Source organism: Nocardiopsis oceani (genome assembly GCF_054777395.1).
This window is the reverse complement of sequence record NZ_BAAHAR010000051.1, coordinates 40,766-65,879: the sequence shown is the minus strand read 5'-3', so window position 1 is coordinate 65,879 and position 25,114 is coordinate 40,766. Positions and strand designations below refer to the sequence as shown.

General features: G+C 68.6%; 24 protein-coding genes. 10 read left to right on the top strand and 14 right to left on the bottom strand.

The features are described 5' to 3' along the window. Positions 1 to 19 precede the first annotated feature (19 nt). Entirely contained in the window at positions 20 to 1,381 is a 1,362-nt protein-coding gene (locus tag ACYVDG_RS27075; protein WP_460759888.1) for an HNH endonuclease signature motif containing protein, read from the bottom strand. Positions 1,382 to 2,258: 877 nt separating this feature from the next. Between ACYVDG_RS27075 and ACYVDG_RS27070 the strand changes: the two genes are divergently transcribed. The 3 genes from ACYVDG_RS27070 (at position 2,259) to ACYVDG_RS27060 (ending at position 3,329) form a co-directional block, all read left to right on the top strand. Further along, complete coding sequence (locus tag ACYVDG_RS27070) at positions 2,259 to 2,471, top strand: hypothetical protein (protein ID WP_460759883.1); 213 nt, start codon at positions 2,259 to 2,261, stop codon at positions 2,469 to 2,471. Positions 2,472 to 2,675: 204 nt separating this feature from the next. Next, positions 2,676 to 3,074, top strand: a complete 399-nt coding sequence (locus ACYVDG_RS27065) for a hypothetical protein (protein ID WP_460759880.1) — start codon at positions 2,676 to 2,678, stop codon at positions 3,072 to 3,074. Between the two features lie 51 nt (positions 3,075 to 3,125). Further along, positions 3,126 to 3,329, top strand: coding sequence for a peptidoglycan-binding domain-containing protein (locus tag ACYVDG_RS27060; RefSeq protein ID WP_460759875.1), 204 nt, complete (start codon positions 3,126 to 3,128; stop codon positions 3,327 to 3,329). 109 nt (positions 3,330 to 3,438) lie between these two features. Here ACYVDG_RS27060 and ACYVDG_RS27055 read toward each other — a convergent pair whose 3' ends face one another. From ACYVDG_RS27055 to ACYVDG_RS27045, 3 genes are all read right to left on the bottom strand, one after another. Continuing rightward, a complete protein-coding gene (locus ACYVDG_RS27055) occupies positions 3,439 to 4,881 on the bottom strand; it encodes a GntP family permease (protein WP_460759869.1) in 1,443 nt (480 codons plus the stop codon). A gap of 138 nt (positions 4,882 to 5,019) precedes the next feature. Further along, positions 5,020 to 7,395, bottom strand: a complete 2,376-nt coding sequence (locus ACYVDG_RS27050) for a cytochrome P450 (RefSeq protein WP_460759866.1) — start codon at positions 7,393 to 7,395, stop codon at positions 5,020 to 5,022. 427 nt (positions 7,396 to 7,822) lie between these two features. Further along, positions 7,823 to 8,509: an IclR family transcriptional regulator gene (locus ACYVDG_RS27045; RefSeq protein ID WP_460759862.1), complete on the bottom strand. Its 687-nt coding sequence runs from the start codon at positions 8,507 to 8,509 to the stop codon at positions 7,823 to 7,825. Positions 8,510 to 8,908: 399 nt separating this feature from the next. Between ACYVDG_RS27045 and ACYVDG_RS27040 the strand changes: the two genes are divergently transcribed. Both ACYVDG_RS27040 and ACYVDG_RS27035 read left to right on the top strand, forming a co-directional pair. Next, the gene (locus tag ACYVDG_RS27040) at positions 8,909 to 9,937 is read left to right on the top strand and encodes a hypothetical protein (RefSeq protein ID WP_460759859.1); all 1,029 of its coding nucleotides are present in this window, start codon (positions 8,909 to 8,911) and stop codon (positions 9,935 to 9,937) included. Positions 9,938 to 10,027: 90 nt separating this feature from the next. After that, complete coding sequence (locus ACYVDG_RS27035; RefSeq protein ID WP_460759854.1) at positions 10,028 to 10,381, top strand: mycothiol-dependent nitroreductase Rv2466c family protein; 354 nt, start codon at positions 10,028 to 10,030, stop codon at positions 10,379 to 10,381. Positions 10,382 to 10,411: 30 nt separating this feature from the next. On the opposite strand, the gene ACYVDG_RS27030 is transcribed toward ACYVDG_RS27035, so the two are convergent. Both ACYVDG_RS27030 and ACYVDG_RS27025 read right to left on the bottom strand, forming a co-directional pair. Next, entirely contained in the window at positions 10,412 to 11,365 is a 954-nt protein-coding gene (locus ACYVDG_RS27030) for an FkbM family methyltransferase (protein ID WP_460759850.1), read from the bottom strand. A gap of 122 nt (positions 11,366 to 11,487) precedes the next feature. Continuing rightward, positions 11,488 to 12,042, bottom strand: a complete 555-nt coding sequence (locus tag ACYVDG_RS27025) for a TOPRIM nucleotidyl transferase/hydrolase domain-containing protein (protein WP_460759845.1) — start codon at positions 12,040 to 12,042, stop codon at positions 11,488 to 11,490. 169 nt (positions 12,043 to 12,211) lie between these two features. Between ACYVDG_RS27025 and ACYVDG_RS27020 the strand changes: the two genes are divergently transcribed. Then, positions 12,212 to 12,577 (top strand): VOC family protein, encoded by a 366-nt coding sequence (locus ACYVDG_RS27020; RefSeq protein ID WP_460759841.1) that lies wholly within the window; start codon positions 12,212 to 12,214, stop codon positions 12,575 to 12,577. A gap of 74 nt (positions 12,578 to 12,651) precedes the next feature. Here ACYVDG_RS27020 and ACYVDG_RS27015 read toward each other — a convergent pair whose 3' ends face one another. Next, entirely contained in the window at positions 12,652 to 13,137 is a 486-nt protein-coding gene (locus ACYVDG_RS27015) for a winged helix-turn-helix transcriptional regulator (RefSeq protein WP_460759836.1), read from the bottom strand. 62 nt (positions 13,138 to 13,199) lie between these two features. Here ACYVDG_RS27015 and ACYVDG_RS27010 point away from each other — a divergent pair, with 62 nt between their 5' ends. Continuing rightward, on the top strand, positions 13,200 to 13,721 hold the full coding sequence (locus ACYVDG_RS27010) for a PaaI family thioesterase (protein WP_460759830.1): 522 nt from the start codon (positions 13,200 to 13,202) through the stop codon (positions 13,719 to 13,721). A gap of 30 nt (positions 13,722 to 13,751) precedes the next feature. Here the strand turns inward: ACYVDG_RS27010 and ACYVDG_RS27005 are convergent, their stop codons facing one another. From ACYVDG_RS27005 to ACYVDG_RS26990, 4 genes are all read right to left on the bottom strand, one after another. Continuing rightward, entirely contained in the window at positions 13,752 to 14,189 is a 438-nt protein-coding gene (locus tag ACYVDG_RS27005; RefSeq protein ID WP_460759827.1) for a hypothetical protein, read from the bottom strand. A 130-nt stretch (positions 14,190 to 14,319) separates the two neighbouring features. Then, entirely contained in the window at positions 14,320 to 15,561 is a 1,242-nt protein-coding gene (locus ACYVDG_RS27000; RefSeq protein ID WP_460759822.1) for a helix-turn-helix domain-containing protein, read from the bottom strand. A gap of 224 nt (positions 15,562 to 15,785) precedes the next feature. Further along, a complete protein-coding gene (locus tag ACYVDG_RS26995; RefSeq protein ID WP_460759817.1) occupies positions 15,786 to 16,934 on the bottom strand; it encodes a PrsW family intramembrane metalloprotease in 1,149 nt (382 codons plus the stop codon). Further along, complete coding sequence (locus tag ACYVDG_RS26990; RefSeq protein WP_460759811.1) at positions 16,931 to 17,542, bottom strand: hypothetical protein; 612 nt, start codon at positions 17,540 to 17,542, stop codon at positions 16,931 to 16,933. The genes ACYVDG_RS26995 and ACYVDG_RS26990 overlap by 4 nt, the downstream gene beginning before the upstream one ends. 417 nt (positions 17,543 to 17,959) lie before the next feature. Here ACYVDG_RS26990 and ACYVDG_RS26985 point away from each other — a divergent pair, with 417 nt between their 5' ends. Next, entirely contained in the window at positions 17,960 to 18,745 is a 786-nt protein-coding gene (locus ACYVDG_RS26985) for a class I SAM-dependent methyltransferase (RefSeq protein WP_460759806.1), read from the top strand. A gap of 51 nt (positions 18,746 to 18,796) precedes the next feature. Here the strand turns inward: ACYVDG_RS26985 and ACYVDG_RS26980 are convergent, their stop codons facing one another. Next, complete coding sequence (locus ACYVDG_RS26980) at positions 18,797 to 19,738, bottom strand: MBL fold metallo-hydrolase (RefSeq protein ID WP_460759800.1); 942 nt, start codon at positions 19,736 to 19,738, stop codon at positions 18,797 to 18,799. Between the two features lie 216 nt (positions 19,739 to 19,954). On the opposite strand from ACYVDG_RS26980, the gene ACYVDG_RS26975 reads away from it, so the two are divergent. Together ACYVDG_RS26975 and ACYVDG_RS26970 are read left to right on the top strand one after the other, a co-directional pair. Further along, positions 19,955 to 20,695: a maleylpyruvate isomerase family mycothiol-dependent enzyme gene (locus ACYVDG_RS26975; RefSeq protein WP_460759796.1), complete on the top strand. Its 741-nt coding sequence runs from the start codon at positions 19,955 to 19,957 to the stop codon at positions 20,693 to 20,695. 306 nt (positions 20,696 to 21,001) lie between these two features. Continuing rightward, positions 21,002 to 22,552: an outer membrane protein assembly factor BamB family protein gene (locus ACYVDG_RS26970; RefSeq protein WP_460759792.1), complete on the top strand. Its 1,551-nt coding sequence runs from the start codon at positions 21,002 to 21,004 to the stop codon at positions 22,550 to 22,552. A gap of 212 nt (positions 22,553 to 22,764) precedes the next feature. Here ACYVDG_RS26970 and ACYVDG_RS26965 read toward each other — a convergent pair whose 3' ends face one another. Both ACYVDG_RS26965 and ACYVDG_RS26960 read right to left on the bottom strand, forming a co-directional pair. Next, the gene (locus ACYVDG_RS26965; RefSeq protein ID WP_460759789.1) at positions 22,765 to 23,988 is read right to left on the bottom strand and encodes an isochorismate synthase; all 1,224 of its coding nucleotides are present in this window, start codon (positions 23,986 to 23,988) and stop codon (positions 22,765 to 22,767) included. An 83-nt stretch (positions 23,989 to 24,071) separates the two neighbouring features. Continuing rightward, positions 24,072 to 25,091, bottom strand: coding sequence for an ABC transporter substrate-binding protein (locus ACYVDG_RS26960; protein ID WP_460759784.1), 1,020 nt, complete (start codon positions 25,089 to 25,091; stop codon positions 24,072 to 24,074). Positions 25,092 to 25,114 lie beyond the last annotated feature (23 nt).

Below are 25,114 nucleotides of genomic sequence, written 5' to 3'. Positions count from 1 at the left end.
TCGCGCACTGGGCATGGACTCACCGCTTCAACACGGCTGGATGGTAAGAGCGGAGTGACGGGAGACTGTCACGCTCCGATCTGTGGGGGCCCGGGGCTGCGATGCCCCGGGCTACCCGACCCGCGCTGGTGGACCCGCCGGCCGAGAAGCTCTGCTTGTGGTCGGCCTCGGAGTCGCTGGCCGGGGTGTTGCACCCCTGGTACCAGGCGCAGGTGGTGTGCCCGAACATCCCCGCATCCCGCACAGCACCCGTGGCGTTGCGCTGGGTACGGCCCACATCCAACACCCGGTCACCCTCAGGGGAGGTGATCATCCGACGCAGCACACTGTGGGGGGCCAGGGCACGGATCGCGGCCATGGAGACCACCTGCCCATCCTGCGTCACCGCCGGACCCGCACCCTCACCCTGGAGGCCCAGGAAGGTGGGCAGAGGCACCATGATGTTGATCATCGCCACCGCGGAACGCTTCCGCCCCGTGCCGCCCTTGCCGCCCTTGCCCTCCCCGGTACCGGCCTCGGCACCCTCAGCGTCCCCGCCCTGGGCACCTTCGGCACCCTCAGCGTCCCCGGTGGGGTTGTGGGCGGAGCGGACCAGGTTCATGAACGCGTCATACATCCGCTCCGAGGCCGACACGTGCAGCCTCTCGGGGTCATAGTCCACCTCGTGGGCCTTGAGCTCACGCTGGATCTCCTCGGCGTGCTCACTCGGACCCCACAGCTCGACCATGAAGGTCGCATCAAAGGTACGCACCAGGCGCGCACCACGCGCATCGAAGGCAGCCTGGTACTGCTCTTCCACCACAGCGGGGTTGTACTGGGCCAACAGCTCCCTACCCAGCCGGGCGATGTGGGAGGTCGACATCGCCGGCTCCTTGGCCTTGGCGGCCACGATCCCGGCCTCCATCATCCGCCGAAACTCCCCGGCATCGGGGTGGCGGCCGGTGTTGCGCGCCTTGACCGCCCGCTCAGCGGCCCGGCACACCGCCACCGCCTCCCCGATCGACAACAACCCAGAGTCCAAGCCTTCCCGGGTGGCGGGAAGCTCCAGGGCGAAGAGCCGGCGGGCCAGCTCGGCGCGCCCGTTGGCCTCAACGGGGACCATCCCCACCGAGTGGATCAGCCAGTTCTGCACCGACCTCTGCCCACCCGCCTCCAACAACGTGCCGGCCGCCTCCAGCTGGGCCAGACGCAGCAGCATCGCCAGCTGGGCCTGCTCCATGTCCTCGCACACCTGCGAGATCACATCCAGGACCTCACCAGCCGCACCCGCCGGAGGCACCTCGCCCATTTCCGAAGCGATCTTTCCCCGGGCAGCACCCATGGCGGCCGCGGCGGGCATATTGCCCGCCGTGTTCCCGCACTGCCCGAAAGAAGAAGTCATACCAATAAGGATATCAAGAAGGGCGCAGAAAGGACCTATCTTGGGGGTGACAAAACACTTACCCGGCCACCCTGACCCGGCTTTCTGTTTCCCAAATAGAAGCCTTCCAGAAAAAGGGGCCCGACCCTGTTCACATTCCCGGGCAAAGCGGGCATATGTACACCAGAATGGTGGTGATCTTGCCCCTGTCTCCACTCTCGACGGCCGAGGGTGGAGACAGGGGCAAGATCATCGGGGTTTTCGCCTCCCGCATTGACCGGCCGTGACACCCGTAACCGGTAGGCTCCGGCGGAGTGGCCCACCCGGCCGAAGGCCGTGCTGTTCGGGGTCCGCCGCACGCCTTGACCGGCCGTGACACCCGACCCGTCAGCGCTCTGGCGGCGTGGCAGGCATCGGCCGCCAGGCCGACAGAATGAGCTTTTCGGGCGAAGCCCGGAATGGCTCGGACCTCAACCACGCGCCCCCTCTTTTCCATAGCCGCCAACCCGCCGTCGGAGCGGAGCGTGTCAAGGTGGAGCGCCTTTGATGCGCGAAGCGCTCGATGGCGACGACCTTGACGCGCGTAGCGGAGACGGCCACAATCGGGCGGCGGGAAAGGAGGGAATCCCAGGCCGAAAGGGAACCTCAACCAAAACAGGGAAAACTCACTCAAAAGAACAGGTTAGGCTTAAAGGGGGCCCCAGTCAAAAAGGCATCCACCTCAGTCACCTCAGCCACCGAAAGCATTGAAGAATGGCCCTGGGTCGGAGCTCTTCCGTGCGTCTTTCGCCACCTGGGGCCGGGTCAGTGCGGTCACTTCGGCCGTCCAGCCCAACCCGTGGGGGCGAAGGTCCGCCATCTCTGCCTGGAGCCCGATCGGCGGCACTACGTTAGTCGGATGACGACACCGACCTGTACCTGTGGCTCCACCAGTTTCGAGGAAGGCTTCATCGACGACGTCGCCCAAGGCAAGGTGCGCTGGGTGGCCGGCGAGATCAACGTCGGCCTGTTCGGAAACGCCCAGCGCATGGGGCGCGAACACCGCTTCATCCGTGCCCTGTGCTGCACCCGGTGCGGACTGCTGCTGATGACCGCCCCCCGCGACGTCTGACCCCCTTCCGACAGCGGCCCCGGAACCCGGCCCGAACACACCCTTCCTCCGCCCGCGCGGACACCGGAACACCCCTCAGGTTGACGTGTGACCGCGAACACGTCCGCATGCGGTCAGGGTGAAATCGCAGGTGAACGATGCGTGGGAGGCGCGGGTCACACCGGGTGCAAGTGAACGACCGACAACGCTATGGGGGAAGTACACATGCGTTCGTTCAGCATCACCGCCAAGGTCTCCGGTGTCGCCGTGGCCACCGCCGCACTCGTCGGCGCGGGCCTGTTCAGTGCCAACGCCGCCGCAGCCGAGGACCGGCCGATCGACCCGGCCGACGCCCCGGAGATCATGGAGCGCCCCTGGCCCGAGCACGGGGTCGGGGACACCCACGCCAACGTCTGGGTCGTCTCCAACTACCTGACCGTCGAGTTCGACGACGACGGTGACCCCTACTGGCCCCACGACCCGACCGAGGAGCTCGACGTGGAGCTGTCCGAGGCGATCGAGCAGTACCAGCAGGACAACGGGATGGGCGACCACGGCCACATCCACGAAGAGATGTGGGGCTACTTCTCCGAGGGCCAGTTCGGGGGCGCGGCCTTCGACTAAGGCCCCGGTGACGGCCGCGACTTCTACACTCAGGGTGACAGCGGCGAGGGTGTGGCGAGCGTCCAGTACATGCTGATCGACCACGGCTACCTGAACGAGGACGAGCCCGACGGACAGTACGGCCCCGTGACCGAGGAGGCCGTGGAGGACTTCCAGGCCAACGAGGTCTGCCCCGAGCTCTCCATCAGCCAGCAGGACTGCGTCGACGGCCTGGCCGGCGCGGTCACCTACCGCGCCCTGGTCACCATCGAGTAGTGCCAGCCGCCGCTCCGGCACAGCAGTTGCAGGCAATGAAGGGGTCTACCATTCGGTGGGCCCCTTTCCGCGCCGCCGCTGGGGTGACCGGGGCGCCTCGCCGATGTCCTCAGAAGGCGCCGAAGAAGAGCCCGAGTGCGGCCGTCACCGCTACGCCGACGACGGGGACGATGACAGTGACGACGCCGATGTCCTTGTAGGACTCACGGTGGGACAGCCCGCAGACCAGCAGCAGAGTGATGATCGCCCCGTTGTGCGGCAACGAGTCCAGCCCCGTCGAGGCCATAGCGGTCGCCCGGTGCATCACCTCCATGCTGATCCCCTGATCCTCGGCGAGCACGCGGAGTTCCTCACCGAAAGTCTCCAGCGAGATCGTCAACCCCCCGGACGCGGATCCTGTGATGGCGGTGATTCCGGAGGTCGACAGGATGGAAGTGATGAGCGCGTTCTCGCTGATCGCGAAGATCCCGTCCCGAATCACCATGAAGGCCGCGAGAGAGGCAATGACCGCGCCGTAACCGATTTCGCTCGCCGTGGTGGCGGCGGGAAGCACCGCGTTCTTCGCACCTTCAGAGATGCCGCTGACCAACTCGCGGATCGAAGCGAACTTCAGGACGAGGATCGAGACGATGCCCACGACCATTCCGGTCGTCACCGACCACAGGCCGGCCACGCTGGTGATGTCGGTGGCGCCGTACGCGTCCTCGGCGAGGTAGCCCGTGTCCATTGCGGGGAGGATCGCGTAGGTCATCAAAGCATTGGTCAGGACCACGACCAGTACGGGGATGAGTCCGAGGACTCCCAGCAGAGCTGTCCCACCGCGCACCGGTTGTGTGGTCTCGGGCCTTTGCTCAGTGAGTGTTGCCTGAGGGCTTGCGCTCCCGCTAGTGGAACCGGTGGCTCCGCCGGGGCTGTTCGGGCCTGTTAGGCCACTTTTGACGGTTCCGGAGCCACCGGTTCTGCGCTCGGCGTCGGTCATGTCGGTGAAAGACTCCCCGGACGCCTGTAGCTTGCCCTTGCGCCAGTTCAGCCACGCCAGGCCGAGGGTGAAGACTACGGCGCCGGCGATAACACTGAGGAACGGGGCAGCGAACGTGTTGGTGCCGAAGTAGAGAGTCGGGATCGTGTTGTGGATCTGTGGCGAACCCGGAAGTGCCGCCGTCGCGAAGGTGAAGATCCCCAGAGCGATGGCCGCCGGCATCAGCCGACGCGGAATGTCGGCCTTCTCGAAAAGAGCCATGGCGATCGGGAAGATGCTGAAGACGACGACCCAGGCGCTCACACCTCCGTAGGTGAGCAGCGCGGTCGCCAGGACGGTAACCAGGATCGCCCTCTTGGCCCCGATGAGCCGGGAAATCCAGTCGGCGAGGTGCTGTGCGAAGCCGCTGAGCGACATGAGCTTTCCGAAGACCGCCCCGGTCAGGAACAGCGGGAAGAAGTTCGTGATGAACCCGCCCATCGCCGGCATGAAGACTTGGGTATAGGTCGCCAGTACCGGCGCTCCCGCGAAGAGGATGGCCACCAGTGCGGCCAGCGGTGCGACCGCGATCACCGAATGTCCCCGATAAGCCAGGGTGATCAAAAGGATAAGTGAAAGAGTGATTCCTGTCAGGCCGAGTGCCATAATTCCTTCATTTCTGCACTGCCTGGTACGGCAGGCCTCAGATTGGGGGGAAATCGAGGGAACGTGTTACATGCCGAGCACGATACGTTTTTCGTGCGATCGCGAGCAGCATGCCATCATTCGGCCCCCGCGGCGCCGTTCAGCCGGGGTGAGGACAACATCGCGATGGTCGATCCTGCCGTCAAGAACAGGGATTTCGCAGGTCCCGCAGAGCCCTTCCTCACAATTGGAAGGAATCCGGTATCCGGCCTCACGCAACGCCTGAAGGACTGTCTTGTCCCGAGGGACCCTCACCTCGCGGGCGGAATTCTCGAGCACGAGGTCGAACCCGTGCTCCTTCTCCGGATCCAGGCGACCGACCGGCGAGGCGAAGTGCTCGACGGTGAAGGCCCCCTCCGGCCAGTCCGCGCTGGCCGTCTCCAGCGCGTCGATCATCCGCTGTGGTCCGCAGGCATAGACATGCAGGGCTCCGGACCTTGCCTCCGTGTCGACCGAGCCCAGCAGCCCCGCCAGGTCGGCACGGCCGCCGTCGTCCGCGCAGTGGACATGAACGCGGTCTCCGTGCTCGGCCTGCAGCTCCTGCAGGAACGCCATGCTTTCCCGCCGCCGGCCCAGGTAGTGGAGTTCGTAGGGGACGCCTTGCTCGCAGGCCCAGTCGGCCATCGCCCGGATGGGGGTGATGCCGATGCCTCCGGCGATGAGGAGGAGCCGTGCAGGGGCATCGGGGAGGCGGAAGTGGTTCCGGGGTCCGCGGACGGCGATGACATCGCCCTCGGAGAGGGTCTCGTGTACCCAGCGGGAGCCGCCTCGGGACCCCTCTTCAAGCCGGACCGCGATCTCGTACCACTGCGGGCGGCCGGTGCGCACGGGGCATCCGCCTTCGGAGGGCCCGGCATCGCGCGGGCCGCACAGCGAGTACTGACGAACCAACCCGGTATCCCCGCAAGCGATGCTCACGTGGGCACCCGGTGTGAATCGCGGCAACGGGGACCCGTCAGCACTCGACAGCCGAATGTGCCGTACTCCGTCCGCCACGTCAGTGATGCGGTCGACGCGCATCGGCCGGCTCTGGTGCCCTTCCGTGGGCTCTCCGATATTGAGCTCGAGCTTCGGGTCGAGGACACGGGGATCCCTCCGCTCGGGGTTCTCCTCGGGGTTCCACTCCACCCACAGGTGCTCCGGCCCACGAAACGACGTGTTCGGCACATACGTGAACTCTTGGTCGGCCAGCCGCATGTGCGGAATCCTTTTGGTGAGCTCCTCGAGGAAGACCTGCATCTCCATCCGGGCCAGGTTCTTCCCCAAGCACTGGTGCGCCCCGTATCCGAAGGTCAGGTGCTCGTTCGACTCGTCACGGTAAATGTCGACCAACGCTGGATCCTCGAACCGACGCGGATCATGGTTTCCCGAGGACGAAACCATCAGGATCCGCGATCCCTCAGGAACCTCGACGCCTCCCACGACCGTGTCGCGAGTCGTGATGCGACGCCAGGCCGCCTGCGAGCCGTTGTGGCGTAGGCACTCCTCCGCCGCGTTCGGTATCAGCGACGGGTTCTGGCAGATCTCCTTCCAGGTGTGCCGGTTTTCCAACAGGAGCTTCACCGCGTTCGCGGTCGCGTTGGCGGTGGTTTCGTGCGCCGCGACGATCCCCGCCATCATCATCGAATGCAGGTAGGAATCGGTGACGACGTCCGGCATCTCCTTCTGCATGCGAACGCCGTACTGCATCCAGCCGTCCTCATCGGGATGACGGCGCATGTGCTCCAGAACCCGACCGGAGTACTGCCAGAAATTTCCGACGGCGTGGGCGACCGCGATCTGCTCCTTCGGCTCCGGCCGCCCCCAGGTGTTGACCGTGTGGGCGATCGAGTAGCGGCGGAGCGTCGGCCTGTCCTTGTCGGGGACGCCGAGAAAGTCCAAGGCGACCGTGAGGGGGATCTCCCAGAACATCTGGTCGACCAGGTCCGCCTTGCCGTCGTCGATGAACGCGTCGACGTACTCACGAGTCAGGCTGCGAACCATCGACTCGCGCTGGGCGAGATGCTCGGTGTCGAAGGGCCCCATCAGCGCCCGTCGACGAGCCATATGGTCCGGCTCGTCCTCGTTGACCAGCGTCCGCTTCATGCCGTAGTCGTACGAGGCCAGCACATCGTTGGCCGCATCGGACGTGGGAGTGATCTTCTCCAGCGCCACCGACGGTGAGAAGGTCTCGTTGTCGCGGAAGATCGCCTTGATGTCCTCGTACCGCGTGACCACCCAGTAGCCCAGTCGGGGGCTGTAGAAGACGGGCTCCTCTTCCCGTGACCAGGCGACGTACGCCGGGGGATCCTGCTGGTAGCTGTCACTGAACGGATCGAACGCGGCAGCCCGCTCCGAAGTGAGGGGACAGCTGGAAGGCACCCCTGCACGCCCTGCGTCGGCTTCTCGCTGGACAGAGCCCATGCCCGCACCTTGTCTTCCACGTATCGCGCATCACTTCACATTTATCGCACAACGTAGCGTGGATCACATTCGGCGCACAAGGGGTGGAGGGCGTCCGGTCGACCGCCGGCCACAGCAACACCCCTGGTAGGGCGGTTGCGTGGGCGAGCGATCGGGGTCTGACGCGGGTGGACCGCAGGTGTTCGGAGGAGGGGCGCGCCGGCGTGTGGTTCGGCGGGCAGCTCGATCGCCGCGGTCGGTGGGAACACACGCGGATTGGCGCCGCGGGCCGACCGGGCCGTCGACGGCGGCGCAGGACGCGGGTGACTGGCGGGCCGGCCGGCCCCTAGAACCCGCCCCCAGGCGCACCGGGGCCCTCCCCGTGTGGGGGGCTCGATCGGCCGCACGTTGTGCGCCGAGACCGGTCAGCGCGTTATCCGAGTGCCGATCAGGATTTCGTCAGCATTTTTCGCAGGGTGTTACGCACTCCGTCGAGATGAGGGAGGATATCTTCGGACCGGAGGTCCTGCAGCCCTCCGAGGCGAATAACACCAACGGACGCTTCGACCTGAAGGGTCTCGAAGTCCCCGAGGCCGACTGCCATCCCCGCAGCTCCCGGCTGGTTCTCGCCGGAGGTCACGGAGTAACCGCGCTTGCGGGCGGTTTCGACAGCGGGGGGTTCCCCCGGCCGTGCCGGCCGCTGCGCAAGGATTGCTATACCGTCCGCCCCTCTTTGCAAGGGGTGGCGAAAACCAACCTGGAACCGGATGCCCAGAGACTCGATCGCGACGGGCTCCGCGACAGCCAGTGCCAGCGCCTGCCCCGCGTCCTCGACTGCGATGAATGCCGTCATTCCCACCTCGTTTGCGAGGTCCTGAATAATCGGCTGGGATACGACACGGAACTGGGACATGAACCTGTGGCTGACCGCAAGAATACCGGAGCCGAGGCGATAACAGCCGTCAGTCCCCCTCTGTGCGAACTGGCGGCTTTCCAGTGTCTCGAGGATGCGATACGCGGCTGCCCGGTGGATATCGAGAGCGTTGGCAAGGTCCTGAACGGTTATCCCATTACTGGCGCGTGAGATGACGTTGATGGCTTCCAGTCCCCGGTCCAGGGTTCTCAACATTGCCATGCGTGCACCTTGCCAGTTCCGGAAAATAAGTCTGATAAAGATCATACACTCCCGCCGAGAACAAAGGCCCGAAGGGTGTACGGAACCAACGGACTTTATGCTCCAGCCGGACTTGGTCGTGTTGCTGGTGCGTGCTCGGCACCACAAGCACTGACTCCGGAGCGCGGATACGCTTGCCTGCCGCTAGGGAGGCCGGGTTCCGCCAAGGCGCGGGCTTCGTGGATCAGACCAACGCTTGCGGTCGAGGTCGAGGCAACGGTGACCTCTACCAGCCCCCGAGCCGACCGTGGAGTTCCGGGGGGTGGGGGCGGGCCGGGGCCGTGCGGGCGGACTTCTGCGGGTGACCGCCCCTGGCAGAGGCATTGACCTAAATTAAAGTTCAGGTTTTAGGTTTTGCTCATGGACATCACAGGAAATCCGAAACCCGAGAGTGAGCCGACGCGGATCTTCGACGCGGCCACGGGCTACGGCCCGGTCACCAACCTCCTCGCCGCAGGAGATCCCGATATCCACTGGATCGACGACCGCTGGTGGATGTTCTTCGGTGCCGCGCACACCGACGAGAAAGTCAACCTGTTCAGCGCGACCCTCCCGCCGGGCGCCCCTGTGACCAGTGCAGACTGGACGATCACCACCGACCCGGCCTACCCTGCCCGCGCGCTCCCGCTGATCGAGCACACCGAACCCGGGCGCTGGAACGAATGGATGCACACACCCAGCTACGTGCGCGGCACCGATCCCCACACGGGCGCCACCGCGGAACGCGTCTACTACACGGCCAGCCGCGCCCGCACGCGCTACGGCGAGGGTATGGACCGCGAGCTCGCCATCGGTGTACTGGAACGCACGGCCACCGGCTGGATTGCCCGGGACGAGCCGCTCATCACCGGCACACCCGAGCGGCCCGACGTCCTCGAGCCGAAGGCCGGTTTCTGGGAGGGACGGTGGCGCATCTGGTACGTGACCACGCCCAAGGAGATCGATAGGGGCGTTCAACCGGACAGTCGTATCGAATACGTCGACAGCGACGACGGTCTCACGGATTGGAGTACGCCAACGGTGGTCCTCGACGACGACCTGCACCACCACGACGCCGTCGTCGCACGCACCGGGGACCGGTACGCCATGGTGGTCGCCAGCGCTCCGAACATGTATGACGAACACGGTTATCCGCCGCAGGGGCTGTGGGCGCTGACCGCGGGCCGCCCTTCCGGACGGCGCGGCGACTGGAGTGCTGAGCCGAAGCAGATCCTCTCCGGCGACAGCGCTCCGGAGTGGTACGCAGGAGCCATCTATGCGCCGGCAGCGGTCGCGGGCGACGACGGCATGCTCCACGTGTTCTTTACCGCCGCCCGCAAGCCCGACCCTGAGCCGTACGTGCTCTCGATCGGCCGCCTCGACATCCCCGGCGGTGAACTGCCCGCTTGAGCATCCCTTCCCTGGCGCCTCAGGGGGTGGCTTCGGCCTGACCGCCGGGGCGCCGGGCCGCGTCGGCGGTCCGTACGCGGATCTTCGAGGGTGGCCTACACCGTGTTCGAACAGGGCGAACACGGAAGTCCCGCCGCGTTCGACGTCGTCATCGGTGACTTCGCCGGGGCCCTCCGGCGCTGCGGGCTGTCACCCGGGCTCGCCGCTGCCGCCGAGACCAGCGACTACGACGACGCGCTACGCGCCTCCCACCAAGACGGTGTGGACCGCATCGACGCCGAGATCGGCACCCCGGTACTGGCGATCACCACGTCGCAGGGCGCCCAGCGATCCTGCTTCGGACCCGTCCTCACTGCGGTGCCCGCGTACGAGGACGCGATCCGGCTGTGGGAGGGCACCCTCGCCACGGCCGCGACCCCGCACTTCCGGGAGCTCAAGTGCTGACGCGCCACCGCCCCGCGGGGCGGTGGCGGTTCACTCCGGGGCGGGCAGGGCGTCGGCGCGCACCATCACGCAGTCGAACTCCAGCACCCGGCCGGTGGCGTCCTCACGGGTCACCGGGTACATGCCGGTGACCTCGAACCCGTCCGCCTCGTAGGTGCGGATCGACTCGTCCATGCGGGGCATGCCCTCGTAGATCTGCATGAGGGCCACCTCGGACTGCATCCCCACGAACTCCCTGATCCGCTCGCCCGCGCCCGTGTAGGCCTCGAGGTCGAAGCCCTGGGTGTCGAGCTTCAGGTAGGGGCGGGGGTTCTCGATCCCGGCGAGGGCCTCGTCCAGGAGCCTGTCGAGGCGGCGGAGGGTGATCTTCTGGCTCTCGGTCTTCTTGAAGCGCTTATAGCGGGTGTTGCCGAAATCGGTGGGGTCCAGCAGCGAACTCATGGACCCCTGCACGACGTTGATGGTGTCCGTGCAGTCCTCCCGCCCCAGGGCGATCGGGTGGACGTGCCAGTCGGGGTCGTTCTCGGCGACCTGCCGCAGCTTGTCGGCCATGGCCTCGACCGGTTCGAAGGAGACGATGCGGCCCTCGTAGCCGTGCGCGCGCAGCTGTTTGCCGTACTGGCCGACGTTGGCGCCGACGTCGAAGACGCAGTTCACTCCGGCGTGGCGGATCAGCGAGGCGATGTGCCGGGCGCCCAGGTAGTTCTGCGCCCGCTTGTGCATCGCCAGCTCGTCCTCCACCGACAGGTCGGTGTCCACGGAGAGCGTCGCCCCGGGGCCGAAGGGCACGCGTTCTCGGTCGCCGGTCGCCTTGCGGGGGCGGCGGGGGGTATCGCCTCTGGCGACCTTCCAGGACCGGTTGCCGGCCGCTGTCACCCGGTAGTCGCCGCGGCGTTCGAGGACGACCGCGCCGGGGCCGAGGTCGTGCACGTTGATGTTGAACTTGGTGAGTACCTGGAGCAGGCGTCGCCGTAGCGTGGGCATGTTCCCAACGTAGTAGTGAGTGTCTGTCTCGCAACAGGTTTGGGGAGATCCGATCGCGGATCTGCACGGTTTTCTCGGCGGACCCGTCGGCTTCGGCCCTCTGCGCGTGGGGATCCGGCCCATTACGCGTGGGAAAGGGCGAGCTCGAGGGGTTCTGGGGTACGGGCGGGTTCCAGGGCTTCGACGAGCAACCGGCCGTAACGGATCTTGCGCCCGCTGGTCGTGCCCAGGAAACGGCGGAGCTGCTGGTCGTCCGGGCGGCCGCGCTGCGCGGGCTGGTTCCGGAACGTGTGCAGGGCGCGCGACTCGTCCTGGTCCGCAACCACCTGTTCAACCCCCTGGATACCGAGCGCGCGGATGAGTTCGTCCTCCAGGTCTGCGACGCACACGTGGAACCCTTGAGGTTCCAGTTCGGAGCCGAGGCCGGAACGGGCGAGGGCGCGGCGGACATGGTGCTCCTCGCCGACGTCGCACAGGCCGGCGAGGCGCAGCCCTCGCCCGTGGGGACCGAGGCGTTCCACGAAGCGGTTGATGTTGGTAGCCCCGCCCATGGACACGATCACCGTGCGCCGTGCGTCCAGGTCAAGGCTCGTCCGGGCGGCGAGCGCCGCCAGTGCGGCCCGGTCGCTGTCGCCCTCCACCAAGATCGCGGTTCGTGCGCCGTCCAGTCCTCTCACGCTGTCACTCTACGGTCGGCCTGGCCGCGGCCAAAGAGGATTTCCCGGGCGCCGACATGCCCAGGGGCTCGTGCGCACGGTCCTCCCGATCGCGCCCGTCGAGCGTAGGCTGCTCCGGGGAACCGTAATCCGCCCGGTCGCGGCTCCGGGCAGGGCGAGGAGGACTGACATGCGGATGGTCTGCGTACTCGACACCAACGACCTGGACACGCTGGCGACGTTCTGGTCGGCGGCACTGTCGTTCGAGCGCGAGGCGGGGGAGCACCCCACGTACCGGGCGCTCCGGGACCCGGAGGGGCGCCGCCCGGACCTCATCCTCCAGTGGGTGCCCGAACCGCGGCCCGGGAAGAACCGGATGCACTTGGACCTGCTCGTCTCCGACCAGGCGGCGGAGGCCGAGCGGCTGGTCGGTCTGGGCGCCCGGATCCTGACCACGGCCTTTGAGGAGGACGGCCATGTGCTGTCGGTGCTCGCCGACCCGGAGGGCAACGAGTTCTGCGTGGTCCAGCCTCCCGAGGGCGTCCCGGAGGCCTGAGGGCGGGCCCCGGAACCGGGTGCCCGAAGAAACAAGGCGCCCCTGAGGAACTGACCCGCCTCAGGCACCCCGCTTCAGTGGTCCGTGCGTCGGGGGACGACGTCCTGGAAGCGGACGTGTTCCCGACAGGTGGGGCAGACGGGTGGGGAGGCCTGTGCCATGGGGTGTTCGCGGCCGTCGGGTCCGCGGTGGTGCAGAACGGCGGGCGGCTCGTCGAACAGCCACTTGTCGCCCCAGGAGAACAGGGCGAACAGGACCGGGGCCAGGTCCCGCCCGGCCTTGGTCAGGTGGTACTCGTACCGTGCCGGGCGCTCCTGGTAGGCCTCGCGCCGGACGATATTGGCCTCCTGCAGGGCGCGCAGGCGGGCTGTGAGGCGGTCTCGGGGCGCTCCGGTGTTGCGGGCGATCGCGTCGAACCGGCGGACGCCGAAGAGGAGTTCGCGGACGACGAGCAGGGACCACTTCTCACCCACGAGCTGCAGGGCGGCCGCCGCGGAACAGGGCCGTCCGGGGACGGTGACGGCCGGTGGTGGTTGCTGCGTGCCCTCGGGATGCTGCATGCCTCCAGCATGGCACGGGGGCAATAGTTTGGAAATCAAACTCACCCTGTAGTGTGCCCGGTATGGAGAACCAGAACACTGCCGCAGCGGAGTCGTGGGGCGAACCGCGCAGCAAGACGATCACCTGGAACGACCCCAAGCTCACGGTGGACGGCCGCGAAGGCCTCACCGGGCTCGAGCACATGGAGGCCCTCCTGCGCGGCGAGATCCCCGGGGCGCCCATCGCATCCCTCATGGACTTCACGCTCACTGAGGTCAGCGAGGGCCGGACGCGCTTCGAGGGCACACCGGACGAGTCCGCCTGCAACCCGATGGGCGCCGTACACGGCGGCCTGATGTGCACCCTGCTCGACTCCGCGGTGGGCTGCGCCGTGCAGACCACCCTCCTGGCCGGCGTGGGCTACACGTCGGTGGAGATCAAGGTCAACTACCTGCGGCCGGTGTTCGCTGGTACGCCCCTGGCCGCCAAGGGCTGGGTGACCAAGCCCGGCCGCCGCGTGGCCTTTGCCGAAGGGGAGATCCGCGACGCCGCGGGCAAGGTGGTCGCCACCGCGTCGTCCACCTGCCTGGTCTTCGAGATGTGAGTCCCGCCCGAAACCTTGACGCCGAGCGGCTCAATACCTGGCCACGCGCGGTTTCCACAGGGTGGCCCGTTCCACCACGTAGGCCTCCAAGTTGGTGACGCTCGCGCCACAGTCCGCCTTGCGCTCGGTGGCGACCAATGCGGAGGCGATGAGTTCGGCCCGGTGGCTGGCCTCGTCCTCGGTGTCACCGACCGGGATCACCTGGCGCACGTGGTGGCACCGGGCACGGCCGTCGGTGTGCACGAGGCCGACCACGTACGTGCGCTTCCACCTGCGGTGAGCGGCCTCGCGAGGTATCACGTAGCGGAAGCGGCACCGGACCCGGCTGCCGCCGGGCAGGTCCGCCTCGGCTTGGTAGGTGATGGACCACCAGTTCTCGGCCACCTGGACGACGGGTACCTGCCTGGCCCGGGCCCAGGCCTTCAGGGCCGACCGGTCCTCGGCCTCGATGGTGGCGGCGTCGCCCACGGCGCCCCCCAGACAGTTGAACGGACCCCGGGCACACCCCCTTGAACAGCCCGGGGCTCTGACATTGGATCACGCTAAGTGAGGCTTCGCGTTCAAGGGGTACAGAATGTAACCAGTCCCGGTGTTCCGGTCAGGACAGCAGTCCGATCTGCGCGGACAGGTCACTCGCGCGGCGTCGGCGCCGCGACTCGCGTGACTCCAGCTCCTCCATCACCATCCGGCGGGCGAAACCGTTGTACCGAACCGTCTCCGGGGCGGCTTCGTGCGCTTCTTCCAGCACGAGCAACGCCTCCTCCGGGTGGCCCGCCAAGTAGCAGGCGCGTGCCTGTTCGATCCGGTGCCGCGCCCTGCGCGGCCGGGACGGGATCGCCTCGGCCGGTGCCCTTTCGGCCTGCCTTATCCCTTCGCCGCCGTTGCGCAGCTCCACGGCCACGGTCACCGCGTGCGCCCCCATGACCGGCCGGGAGAACGAGGTCATCGGATGGTAGTACGCAGCTGGTAGCCGCTCGGCCGCTCGGCGTGCGGTGTCCCAGTGCCGCCACGCCGAACCCGCCTCCCCGCGCCGCGCCGCCGTGTAGCCCGCCTCGAACCGCAGTGCGCCCCAGACCGCCAACACACGGCGGTGCCCGTCCGGTAGGTGCCGGACGAGGTGGCGGCTGGCGTCTTCGGTGACCGCGTCGGCGGCCTCCCAGTCGCCCGCGTCCCGGTGCGCCTGAGCCAGGAGCCAGGAGGCCACCCCCAGGGCGTGCGGGTCTCCGGCCTCCTGCGCGGCGACCATGCCGCGTTCGGCCACCCGCCACAGCAGGCTCTGCGCGGGTTGGTAGGCGATGAAGAACTGCGCCAGCGAACACACCTCCGACAGCACCGACTGCGCCTCCGCCCGCGCGGCCGCGCTCTCGGCCTGCCGAACCGCCCCTTGCGCGTCCTGGAACAGCACGGGGAGCAGCCGGCCCACCACCTCCCGGTGGTTGGGCGCGGAGTGCCGGGCTTTCCAGGCACGGGCCAGCCGGGCACGCAGGTGCGCCGGGGGAGGGGCGGGCCGGTCGTCGTCGACCGGCAGGGCGTTCACCGCGTCGCGCACCCGTGGCAGCAGGGCGTGTCCCGGTCCGCTGAACAGTTCCACGGGCACCGACTGCTCACCGGTGAGGTCGGCGAGGTCGCGGATGCGCAGTGCTTCGACCAGCCGGAGCAGGATCGGGAGTTTGGGTGTGCCGAGTCGGCCGGTCTCCACGGCCTTGACCCACGAGGCCGAACGGCCCACCAGGCCGCCCAGAACCTCGCGCGTCATGCCGCGCCTGGTGCGGTTCATCTTGAGGCGGGTACCGAACGGGACCTGGATCTCGTGCGGGTCCGGGGTGCCGTGCACGGACATCGTGCTGTCCTTCCCTGGGGGAGTGCGGAGTCCAGGCTACGAGGGCGCTTCCGCGCACAGGAGGGAAACCGCGCAACCAGTGCGGCGGCCCAGCGCGCCCGGGGGCGGACGCGCCGGAGCCCTCGGGGCTCGCGCTCCGAGGGCTCCCTGTCTCCACGTGTCTCTGTGCCTCTGCCTCTCCGTGCTTCCGCGGAGCCGCAGCGCCGTGCGCCGGGCTCCTCGCGTCAGGGTTGGCCCTCGGCCGCCCGGTCCTCGGCCAGTGCCACCATCTGCTCCTGACGGGCGCGGACGGCGGGGCGCTCCGGGTGGGCCACGTGCCCCAGCTCCCTGCGGCGTCCGTGCCGGTTGGCCAGGGCCATCGCGGACGAGCGCCGGATACCCAGGTCCTCACCCTGCGCGGCCAGGTCCTGCCGGACCCGGCGCCGGTAGGTGTGCCGCACCGCGAAGTAGACGGTGACCGCGGCGAGGAACACCAGCAGTGTCTTGGCCGCCATACCGACGGGGTGGTCGGCGATCGGCGCGTCGAAGAGCCAGTGCAGGCCCATCGCCAACAGCAGCAGTAGCGCGGCCCCGGCCGCCCGCCGCCCGCCCGGTCGCCAGGCGGTGGCGGCCAGCAGACCGATCGCGGTACCGGCCAAGGCCGACATCGCCCAGTGCGAGCCCAGCCCGGTGAGGCCGACCCGGACGAAGAGGGTCTCCAAGACCGAGGCCATCCCCCCGGTGCCGCCCCCCATCGAGATCGCGTTGAGCGCGTAGGTGAAGTTCTCCACGAGCTGGAACCCCAGGCCCACCAACGAGCCGATCACGAAACCGTCGACGGGTCCGCGTACCACCCGCGGAGCCATGACCGCGATCAGGACGACCCCCAGCACCTTGAGCAGTTCCTCGTTGACGGGGGCGGTCAGTGCCGCGCCCCAAGCGGTGCCGAACTCCAAGCCGCCCGCCCTGGACCACGCCGACAGCAGGTTGCTGTTGGCGAAGAGGGCCAGACCCACGGCCCCGGTCATGCCCCAGAGCAGGGCCAGGATGGAGAACGTGAGGCCCGGTGACCGCACCGGGCGGATCCGGCGCAGTACCCAGAACCCGAGCACGCCCAGCAGCGTGAGCAGGAGCGCCGCCACCACCGCCTCGACGGGGAAGACCAGCATCGCCCCGGCGAAGTTCATCAGGGTGAAGCCGAACCCGCCCAGGCACAACAGGCCGAAGAGCAGCATGGCGGCCAGGCTCGGCAGGTGCCGCGCACCTGGTGGCGCCTCCTCCGCCGGGCCGTGGAGGCGCCCGGTGCCCTCGCTGCCCTGGTCGGAGTCGCGCGGTGTGGGAACCCGGCCGCTCGCGGTCGATGGAACGTGTGGTTCGGGTCGTGCGTGGCTCATGTGTTGCCTCCCCGCGTCCGGTCGAACGTGATCGACTCGACCAGGTTCTCCGCGTCGGCCAGCTCGGCCGGACTGGCGTCGGCGCCGACGGCTTGTGCCTCCACCGCGAAGTCCCCGCTCGGTGCGGGAAAGACCGTCGCGGTGCCGGTGTGCCGGTGGATGTGCAGGTCGCCGGTGAGTCCTTCCGCGCCCCGGTCGGAGGTGATCGGCTCGGGATCGTCCAGTCTGGCCCCGGCGTCGTCGACCCGGACGGTGTCGCGCATCCCGTCCCACAGGTCGGTGGCAGTGGCCCGCTGAGGCGGGTGCACCACGGCCATGTGGAGGTTCACCGGCCCCTTGGTGAAGAGGTACTGCTGGCCCTGGGAACTGGCCCCCTTGTCGAGCTCCCAGCCTTCGTCGAAGGTCACCGACGCCTCGTACCCCTCACCGGCCCCGAGCGTCATGCTGTGGCCGCTGGTCATGGTCTCGGTGGCCGGTAGCGCCGCGTTCACCGCCGCCCACCCGCCGGTGAGTACCGCGACCACCACGACGCTGACCCCCAGAGGGACCCAGTTGCTCCGTGGCCCGCGTGGTCTGGCGTGGCGCAGTTCCGCGCTCTCCTCTGCCATCGTGCCCCCAACTCCGCGGTTTTTGCTCTTGGACACAGCGAAACACCCCAAGCGGGACAACTCAGCTGAGCAGTGAACGCTTGGCGCATGTTTACGGCGATTTCACTCAAAGCAGGCATGATGTGCCTCGGGCGTGTGGCGCCCATGCCCTGGCTCGTTCTCCGGCACCGCCTGCCCCTGGGCGGGCACAGTGGGAGTCATGGGCACGCGGGCACGGTGCTTTCCGTTGTTCGCGCGACGACGGTTCCCGCGAACCTCTGACGAGGGCGCGGCGGAGCGTGAGACCCTGGGGCCGAGGGGCGGCATGGGTGGCCGGATACGGCCCCCGCCACGGTGTATGGTCCCCTTGGCGAAAGAGACCACCCGTGGTGGGATGCCACCGCCTCTCCACTGACACATAGGGAACACGGGCGACCGATGCCGAAGCAGACCATGGAATCTCTCAACACGGACCGATCCTCTCTGGGACACCGGATCCGGTACGCGCTGCGGCACCCCAGCCGCATCGGGCCGTATCTGCTGCGATCAGGGCGCGATCTGCTGCTGCGGTTCACCCACCGCGACCACGTCTCCTACTACCGCGCGGTGATGGCCTCCGACGCCGCCCGCGACCCCAAGCAGGCGGTCGGCAGCCGCAACGAGAAGCGGTGGCTCGCCCTCGGGCAGATGCAGTTCGACTACCTCACCGAGCACGGGCTCAAGCCGGAGCACCGGATGCTCGACATCGGCTGCGGCAACCTGAGGGCCGGTTGGCGCTTCATCGACTACCTGCACGAGGGCAACTACTACGGGATCGACATCTCCCCGGACATCCTGGTCGCGGGCAAGAAGGTCCTCGCCGAGCGCGGACTCCAGGAGAAGCTCCCGCACCTGACCATCACCCAGGACCTCACGTTCGACTTCCTGCCCGAGGGAAGGTTCGACGTCGTGCACGCGCACAGCGTCTTCTCGCACTCCCCCCTGGAAGTGATCGAGGAGTGCTTCGCCAACGTGGGCCGGGTGCTCGCTCCTGGCGGCTTCTTCGACTTCACGTTCGACCGCACCGAGGGCAACGAGCACCACGTGCTGCGGGAGGATTTCTACTACCGCACCGATACCCTCATTGCCCTCGCGGAGAAGTACGGCCTGAGTGCGCGCTTCATGGACGACTGGGAGAAGCGCCCCCACGGCCAGTCGAAGATCCGGATCACCGTGCCGGAGTAGACCGAAGAACCGAAGATAGGGGCGCACGCGCCAGGGCCGTGGGCTTTCGGGTCACAGGCTGGTGGGCAGGGGGCCGCCGTTCCACTGGACCGCGTCCGAGAGGGCTTGGACCAGGTCCATCGGCCCACCGGTGAGGTCGGCGTGGGCGCGGTGGAGGTTCAGGACGATCCTCTCGGCGTCGGACCAGCCATGGAACTCACCGAGGTCGACGGCGCGCGCGGCCTCCAACGGGGTACGACCCTCCCGGACCGCGTCCCCCGCGGTCGCCAGGACGAAACGGTAGTAGCGCTCGTGCGCGGCCAGGACCCCGTCCATCGCCGAGCCCCCGAACACCGGCCCGTGGCCGGGCACCACGTGGTCCGGGGCGAAGGAGCGCACCCACTCCAAGGAGCGCAGCGCCCCGTCGAGCGAGCCCATGAACACCAGCGGGGTCAGCCCGTGGAACAGCAGGTCGCCGGTGAACAGCACCCGTTCCTCGGGGAGCCATGCCACGACGTCGCCGGGGGTGTGCGCGGTGTAGCCGGGGTGGCTCAGGTCGACGCGCCGCCCGCCCAAGTGGAGGGTGAGCCCGCGGTCGAGGGTGATCGACGGCAGCCTGCGGGTGACGTCGCCCCAGTCGGGGACGGGATCCCAGAACGGGGGGACGTTCTCGAGCAGGGGGTCCTCGCTGAGCGCCTCGCGCATGGCGGTCTGGCCGATGAGTACCGCGGAGGCGGGGAGCAGGCTGTTGCCGTGGGTGTGGTCTCCGTGCTGGTGGGTGTTGACCGCCCACCGGATCGGCGCCCTGCCCGTGGCGGTGCTGAGCGCGTCCAGGAACAGCCGGGTGCGGGTCGCGCTCGCGCAGGTGTCCACCACGAGCAGCCCGTCCTCCCCGGCGACCGCGCCCGCGTTGTTCACCCACCAGGTCCCGTCGGGCTGCACCCACGCGTAGACCCCGTCGACGATTTCGCTGAGTTCCCCGGCACCCGGTCCGGTGTCCGTCGTCTGGCCCATGGTGGTCCCTCCAAACCGGGAGCGTGTGTCCGGGGCGTGAGTCCGACTCTCGTGCAGGCTCTTCGCACACGGTAGTCCGCGCCAGCAGGGCCAACACTCCGCATCATGCACTACGAAGGCCCGATGACCTGGACACCCTCTGCGGGCAGGTGTCCTGAACCGGCCCCGCCGGTGAAATCCGGGCTTTTGTCGTTGCGGGGTGCTAACGTCCCGAGAATGGACACCCCCCGATACCTCACCGCACTCCGCGAGAGCGGGACCACACTGGCCGACGCGGCCGAGGGGCGCCTCCACGCCCACGTTCCCACCTGCCCCGAGTGGAACGTGGCCGACCTGGTGTGGCATACCGGCGAGGTCCACCACTTCTGGCGGGCCATCGCCTCCGGTGAGGTGCGCGACCCCAACGACGGCTACGTCGGGCCCGAGCGGCCCGAGGACGAGGATGTCCTGGGCTGGTTCCGGGACGGCCTCGCCCAGACCATCGCCGTGCTCTCCGAAGTCGATCCGGACGAGGCCCGCTGGACCTGGGCGCCGCAGAAGGACGGCGCCTTCATCCTCAGACGCATGGCCCAGGAGACCGCCGTGCACGCCTGGGACTGCCTCAACGCGGTCGGCAGCCCCGAGCCGGTACCCGCCGACGTCGCCGCCGACGGCGTGGACGAGTTCCTCGCCTTCTTCCTCGGCCTCGCCGAGCTCTTGGACCTGCCGAAGCAGCCGGTGGGGCCGGTCGGCCGCGTGCTGCTGCGCGCCACCGACACCGGCCACGTGTGGTCGGTCGACCACACCGGCCAGCACTGGAGGGTGAGCCGAACCGAGGAGACCGCCGGATCCTCCGCCGAGGGCACCGCCTCCGACCTGCTGCTCGCCCTGTGGCGCCGCACCGGAACCCAGACCCTCGACGTCAAGGGCGATGAACAGGCCTTCGCCCGCTTCCTCGCCGCCGCCGAGACCGAGTAGACCGGCAGGGACCCAACTAGCCGTCTTGAGCACTTGGGTGCGGGTCTGGCACGCAGATGCGTCTTCCCGCAGGATGCACAGGATGGAGCTTCCCCCCGAGTAGTGGACATCGATCGCACCGTGCTGAGCGCGTTCCCCGTTTCGGCGTCCACGCGGCCGTCTTGCCGGAAAAGCACGTTCTCGTGCCGAGCCGCGGCGGTCCGGTGAAACCGAAAGCGTCCCGACAGAGAGTCTCGAAGAGCACGATCGGCGCGGTCGCGTTCCGGGACGGCGCCCCCGTCCGGTGGGCCGCACATGGAGGAGACCGTGCCGGAGAGGGAACAGGAGGACGGAGCGGTGACCGGTCCAGTGACCCGTGCGCTCGCGCGGGTGCGGATGACGTTGGGCGAGTGGTCGGTGCGGAAGGTCTTCCTGGGGGTTTCCGCGCTCCTCGCCGTCGTGGTGCTCGCGCTGGTGGTGCACCCGCTGACCCAATCGTCCCCGGACCCCGATCACACCACGGCAGCACCGGGCACGGACCGCACCGTGCCCGACACCGTCACCGGGGTCGGGTGGGTGTGGGACCACCCGGTCGAGGGAACCGCCGAAGGAAACGCGGAGGTCGTCCCGGTCCCCACGGGAGTCCTCGTCATCGACGCCCGCGGCCTGTACGCCCTGGATTCCACCGACGGTGACGAGCGCTGGCGGCTGCGCCCGGAGTCAGGGCTCATGTCCCGCGGGGTCTCTGCCGACGGAAGCCTTGTCGCGGTGTCCTTCTCCGAACGGCGGTGGGGTGACCTGGGCGAGCGCTTGCTGGCACTGGACACGGACACCGGAGAGATCCGGTCCGACCACTTCCGGTCCATAGGCGAAGACCAGGTAGGGGGCTTCGTGCAGAGCCGGGAGCTGACCAGGGGCACGTACGTCACCGAGTCGGAGGCCAATCCCTACACCGTCCGCGCCTACGGCCTCGACACCCGGGACCAGCTCTGGGAGGGACCCCAGGTGGAGCCGTGCGAGCGACCCTACGCCCCCGACCCCGACGGCGGGGAGGGCAGGCCCACCTCGCCTGACACCGAGCTGCTGGCCACCACGAAGGACAGGATCCTGGCAGGGCAGTCCTGCCGGTACGAGGACGGTGTGGGCGAGTCGCGCCTGGTCGCCTTCGACGCCGAGAACGGGGAGGAGCTGTGGTCCCATGATTCCCGGGAGCCCGTGGTCGGCGTGGACACGGCTTCCGACGGGCTGGTGGGGATCGTGCACGCGTACCCCGGCGGCGATGGCGAGAACGAGGTCCCGGCGGTCGCGTTGGACCTGGAGGATGGTTCCGTGCTCGCTGAAGAGCTGCCGACAAGCCCGGAACCGAGGGAGTTGAGAACGTACCGGCCCTACGACTGCCCGCCTGAGCCCGCCCCGGAACCCGGCCGCCCCCAGACCACCGCGTGGAACGATCGGAGTGCGCTCGTCGCCGAGGCCGGGCAAGGAGACGAGGAGATCCGCTTCACCCTCACCTCCCTGGACTCGGGGGAGCAGCGGACCGCGTCGGTAGGGACGGTCCGCTCGTTCGACGCGGTGGCCTACAGCTTGGGGTGCACAGCGGTCATGGGAGAGGGGGTGGCCGGTGTCACGGGCGCGGAACTGGTGGGGGAACGGCCCGGCACACAGCCCGCCACGCCGGGAGTGTTCGTTGCGGACTGGGGGACGGCGGGCGTACACCGTGTCATCGACCTAGGCGGAACCGCTGAGGGGTTCAGCGCCGACGACGCCGACGCGTTGACACTGCACGCCGCACCCGGTGCCGTAGTGGTGTCCGGTGAGGGGGCGGGCGCAGAGCCGGGGCGGCTGCGGATCGTGGGGCTGACTCCCGATGGTGCGTAGTCCGCGTCCTGTGTGCGGTGCCGGTGGGCGCTCGACACCTGTATCCGTTCCTTCGTCCGGTCTCTGCGAGCGCGATCACGTGCATCCGGGTACTGGCAGGACCTCCCTCGGGCACTCTCGGGTTCCTAGTCTGAGCACATGGACCAGCCCAGCCAGATCCGGGAGTCCCGGAGAGCCAAGAACACACCACAGCAGGGCCTTTTGAACTGCGGCTATGTAGTGTATCGGGCAGGCGTTGAGGAAGGGTTGGTATCCCGGTCGAGTGCACGCAGCATGGGGGCGAGCTTGCTTACCGTCTCCGCGTACTCGGCGTCGGGGTCGGCCCCGGCCACGATCCCTCCTCCGGCGTACAAGCGCACACCGTCGGCCTCCTGCCGACCGCAGCGCAGGGCCAGGCCGATCTGTCCGTCGCCCTCGGAGTCCATCCATCCCACCGGACCCGCGTAGCGGCCGCGGTCGTGCGGTTCCAGCTGGTTGAGGACGTCTACCGCGGCGCTTCGGGGGACACCCGCGACGGCGGCCGTGGGATGGATGGCTCCGGTGAGCTCGAGTACGGAGGTGGCGCTGTCGCGTACCCGTCCGCGCACGTCGGTGGCGAGGTGGTGGATGTTCGGCAGTTCGAGGACGAACGGTTCAGGGCAAGAGTCCTCAAGATCCACGATTCCGGCCAGGCCGTCGATGACGGAACGGACCGCGTGGGCGTGTTCGTCGGCGAAGCCGCTTTCAGTGGTGAGCCGACGGTGCTGTTCCGCATCGGGCCTCAGCCCGCGCGGAAGGCTGCCGGCAAGGACGCGCGAGCTGACCCTCCCGTCACGGCGAGCGGCGAGCATTTCGGGTGTCGCTCCGACCAGTCCGCCGATCGTGAACGTCCAACAGGTGGGGAACCCGAGGGCCAAGCGGTCCAGCACGGCCGTGCGGGCTGCCTCGTCGGCCTCGACGAACTCGTCCCTGCACAGCACCACCTTGCTCACGCGGCCGCGGGAGATCGCCTCCAGCGCCGAGCGCACGGCGCTCGTGTAGCCCTCGCGTCCAAGCCTCCCTCTGTTCGGCGGGCAGGGTGTGACCCGGTCCGAGACCGTGGCCGGGGCGTGCGCGGCCGCTGCTGCGCAAAGGCGCTCGGCATCGATGTACTGGGTCCGCGATGCACCGCCCCCGCGGCCTACGGACCTGATCTCCGCGGGTATGCGCAGCACGCTCGTGGTAGCCGAGGCGTCGTCGAAGACGGAAGAGACGAAACACGTCAGGCCCGGCACACCCGCGCTGACCTTCCGCCAGATCGCTGACATGCGGCGCAACCGGTCCGTGCCCGTGAGCTCGACCGTCCACCCGCCCGAGCCGACCACCCCAGAGCCGTCGGTGATCCAGGCCACTGCGTCATCCAGGTCGGTTCCCTGTGGAAGGAGTCCGGGCCCGACGTGCTCCGAAACCTCACCCATGGCATGTTCCTCCTTCGGGCGGGTGTGCGGCCGCCGACGAGCGGTCGGCGGCCTTCAGGGACGGCCACGTGCGGGCCGTGGATTCAGTCCTGCGCGGCCCCAGCATCGGCAGCCTCGGCGAACGAGGTGTCGACGACTTGGTCCTCGATGGATACCGATTCGGGGAAGTCGAAGAGACCGGCCTCCCGGTAGGCCTCCTGCTGAGCCTCGAGCTGGTCCTGCGCGGGGGCCAGGTCCGGGTACCACACGTAGGTCGGGCTCTCCTCCAGGACTTCGATATCCTGTTCCGTGGCCTCCGCGAGGACCTCCAGGATCTCCGGGTCGTAGGGGTCCTCCTGCAGGTCAGCGGAGGCCCTGACGAGCGCGTCGAAGAACGGTTGGGCCTGATCGCTCTCCAGGAAGTGCTCACCGTAGAGGACCCCGCTCGCGATGGTGCCCTCCGGCGGCAGCGCGAACTGTTCCGCCGTGCCGTCCTCGATCATGGCGCTCGTGAACGGAGCCGGGGGCAGTGCGGCATCGGCGCCCCCGCTGTCCAGCGCCCCGGCCATGTCCCCGAAGTCGACGTTGAGGGCCTCGATGTCGTCCAGGGTCAGGTCACCCTGTTCCAGGATCGTGGCCAACTGGTAGGCGCCGGCCCCGCCGAGGTCACCGGAGAGCGCGACCGTGCGCCCCTCGAGGTCGCCGACCTCCGAGATCTCACCGGATTCGACCAGGTCCGCGGCCACCATGAGTGCGCTGGGGGAGTTGTCCTCCTCCCCGCCGCCACCGCCCATGGAACCGACGACCTTGATCTCCAGATCGTCGTTGACGGCGCTGAACAGGCCTGATCCGAGACCCGCCACCAGCACGTCGGCCTGTCCGGCGGCGGTCAGTGGAATGGCGTCCTGTCCGGCCTGGACGGTCTCCATGCTGAGTTCGAGTCCCTCGTCCGCGAAGTAGCCGCGGGCGTCGGCCACGTACAGCGGGGAGAACAGGGTCGACGGTACGTGGATGACGTCGACGACCTCCAGGTCGCCGTCTTCACCGCCGTCGGCGCCCGCGCACGCCGCAGTGACCACCAGTACCGAAGCAGCGGCGACAACCGCCGAAGTGTGTTTCCTCATGTGGCCGACCAGCCTTTCCGCTG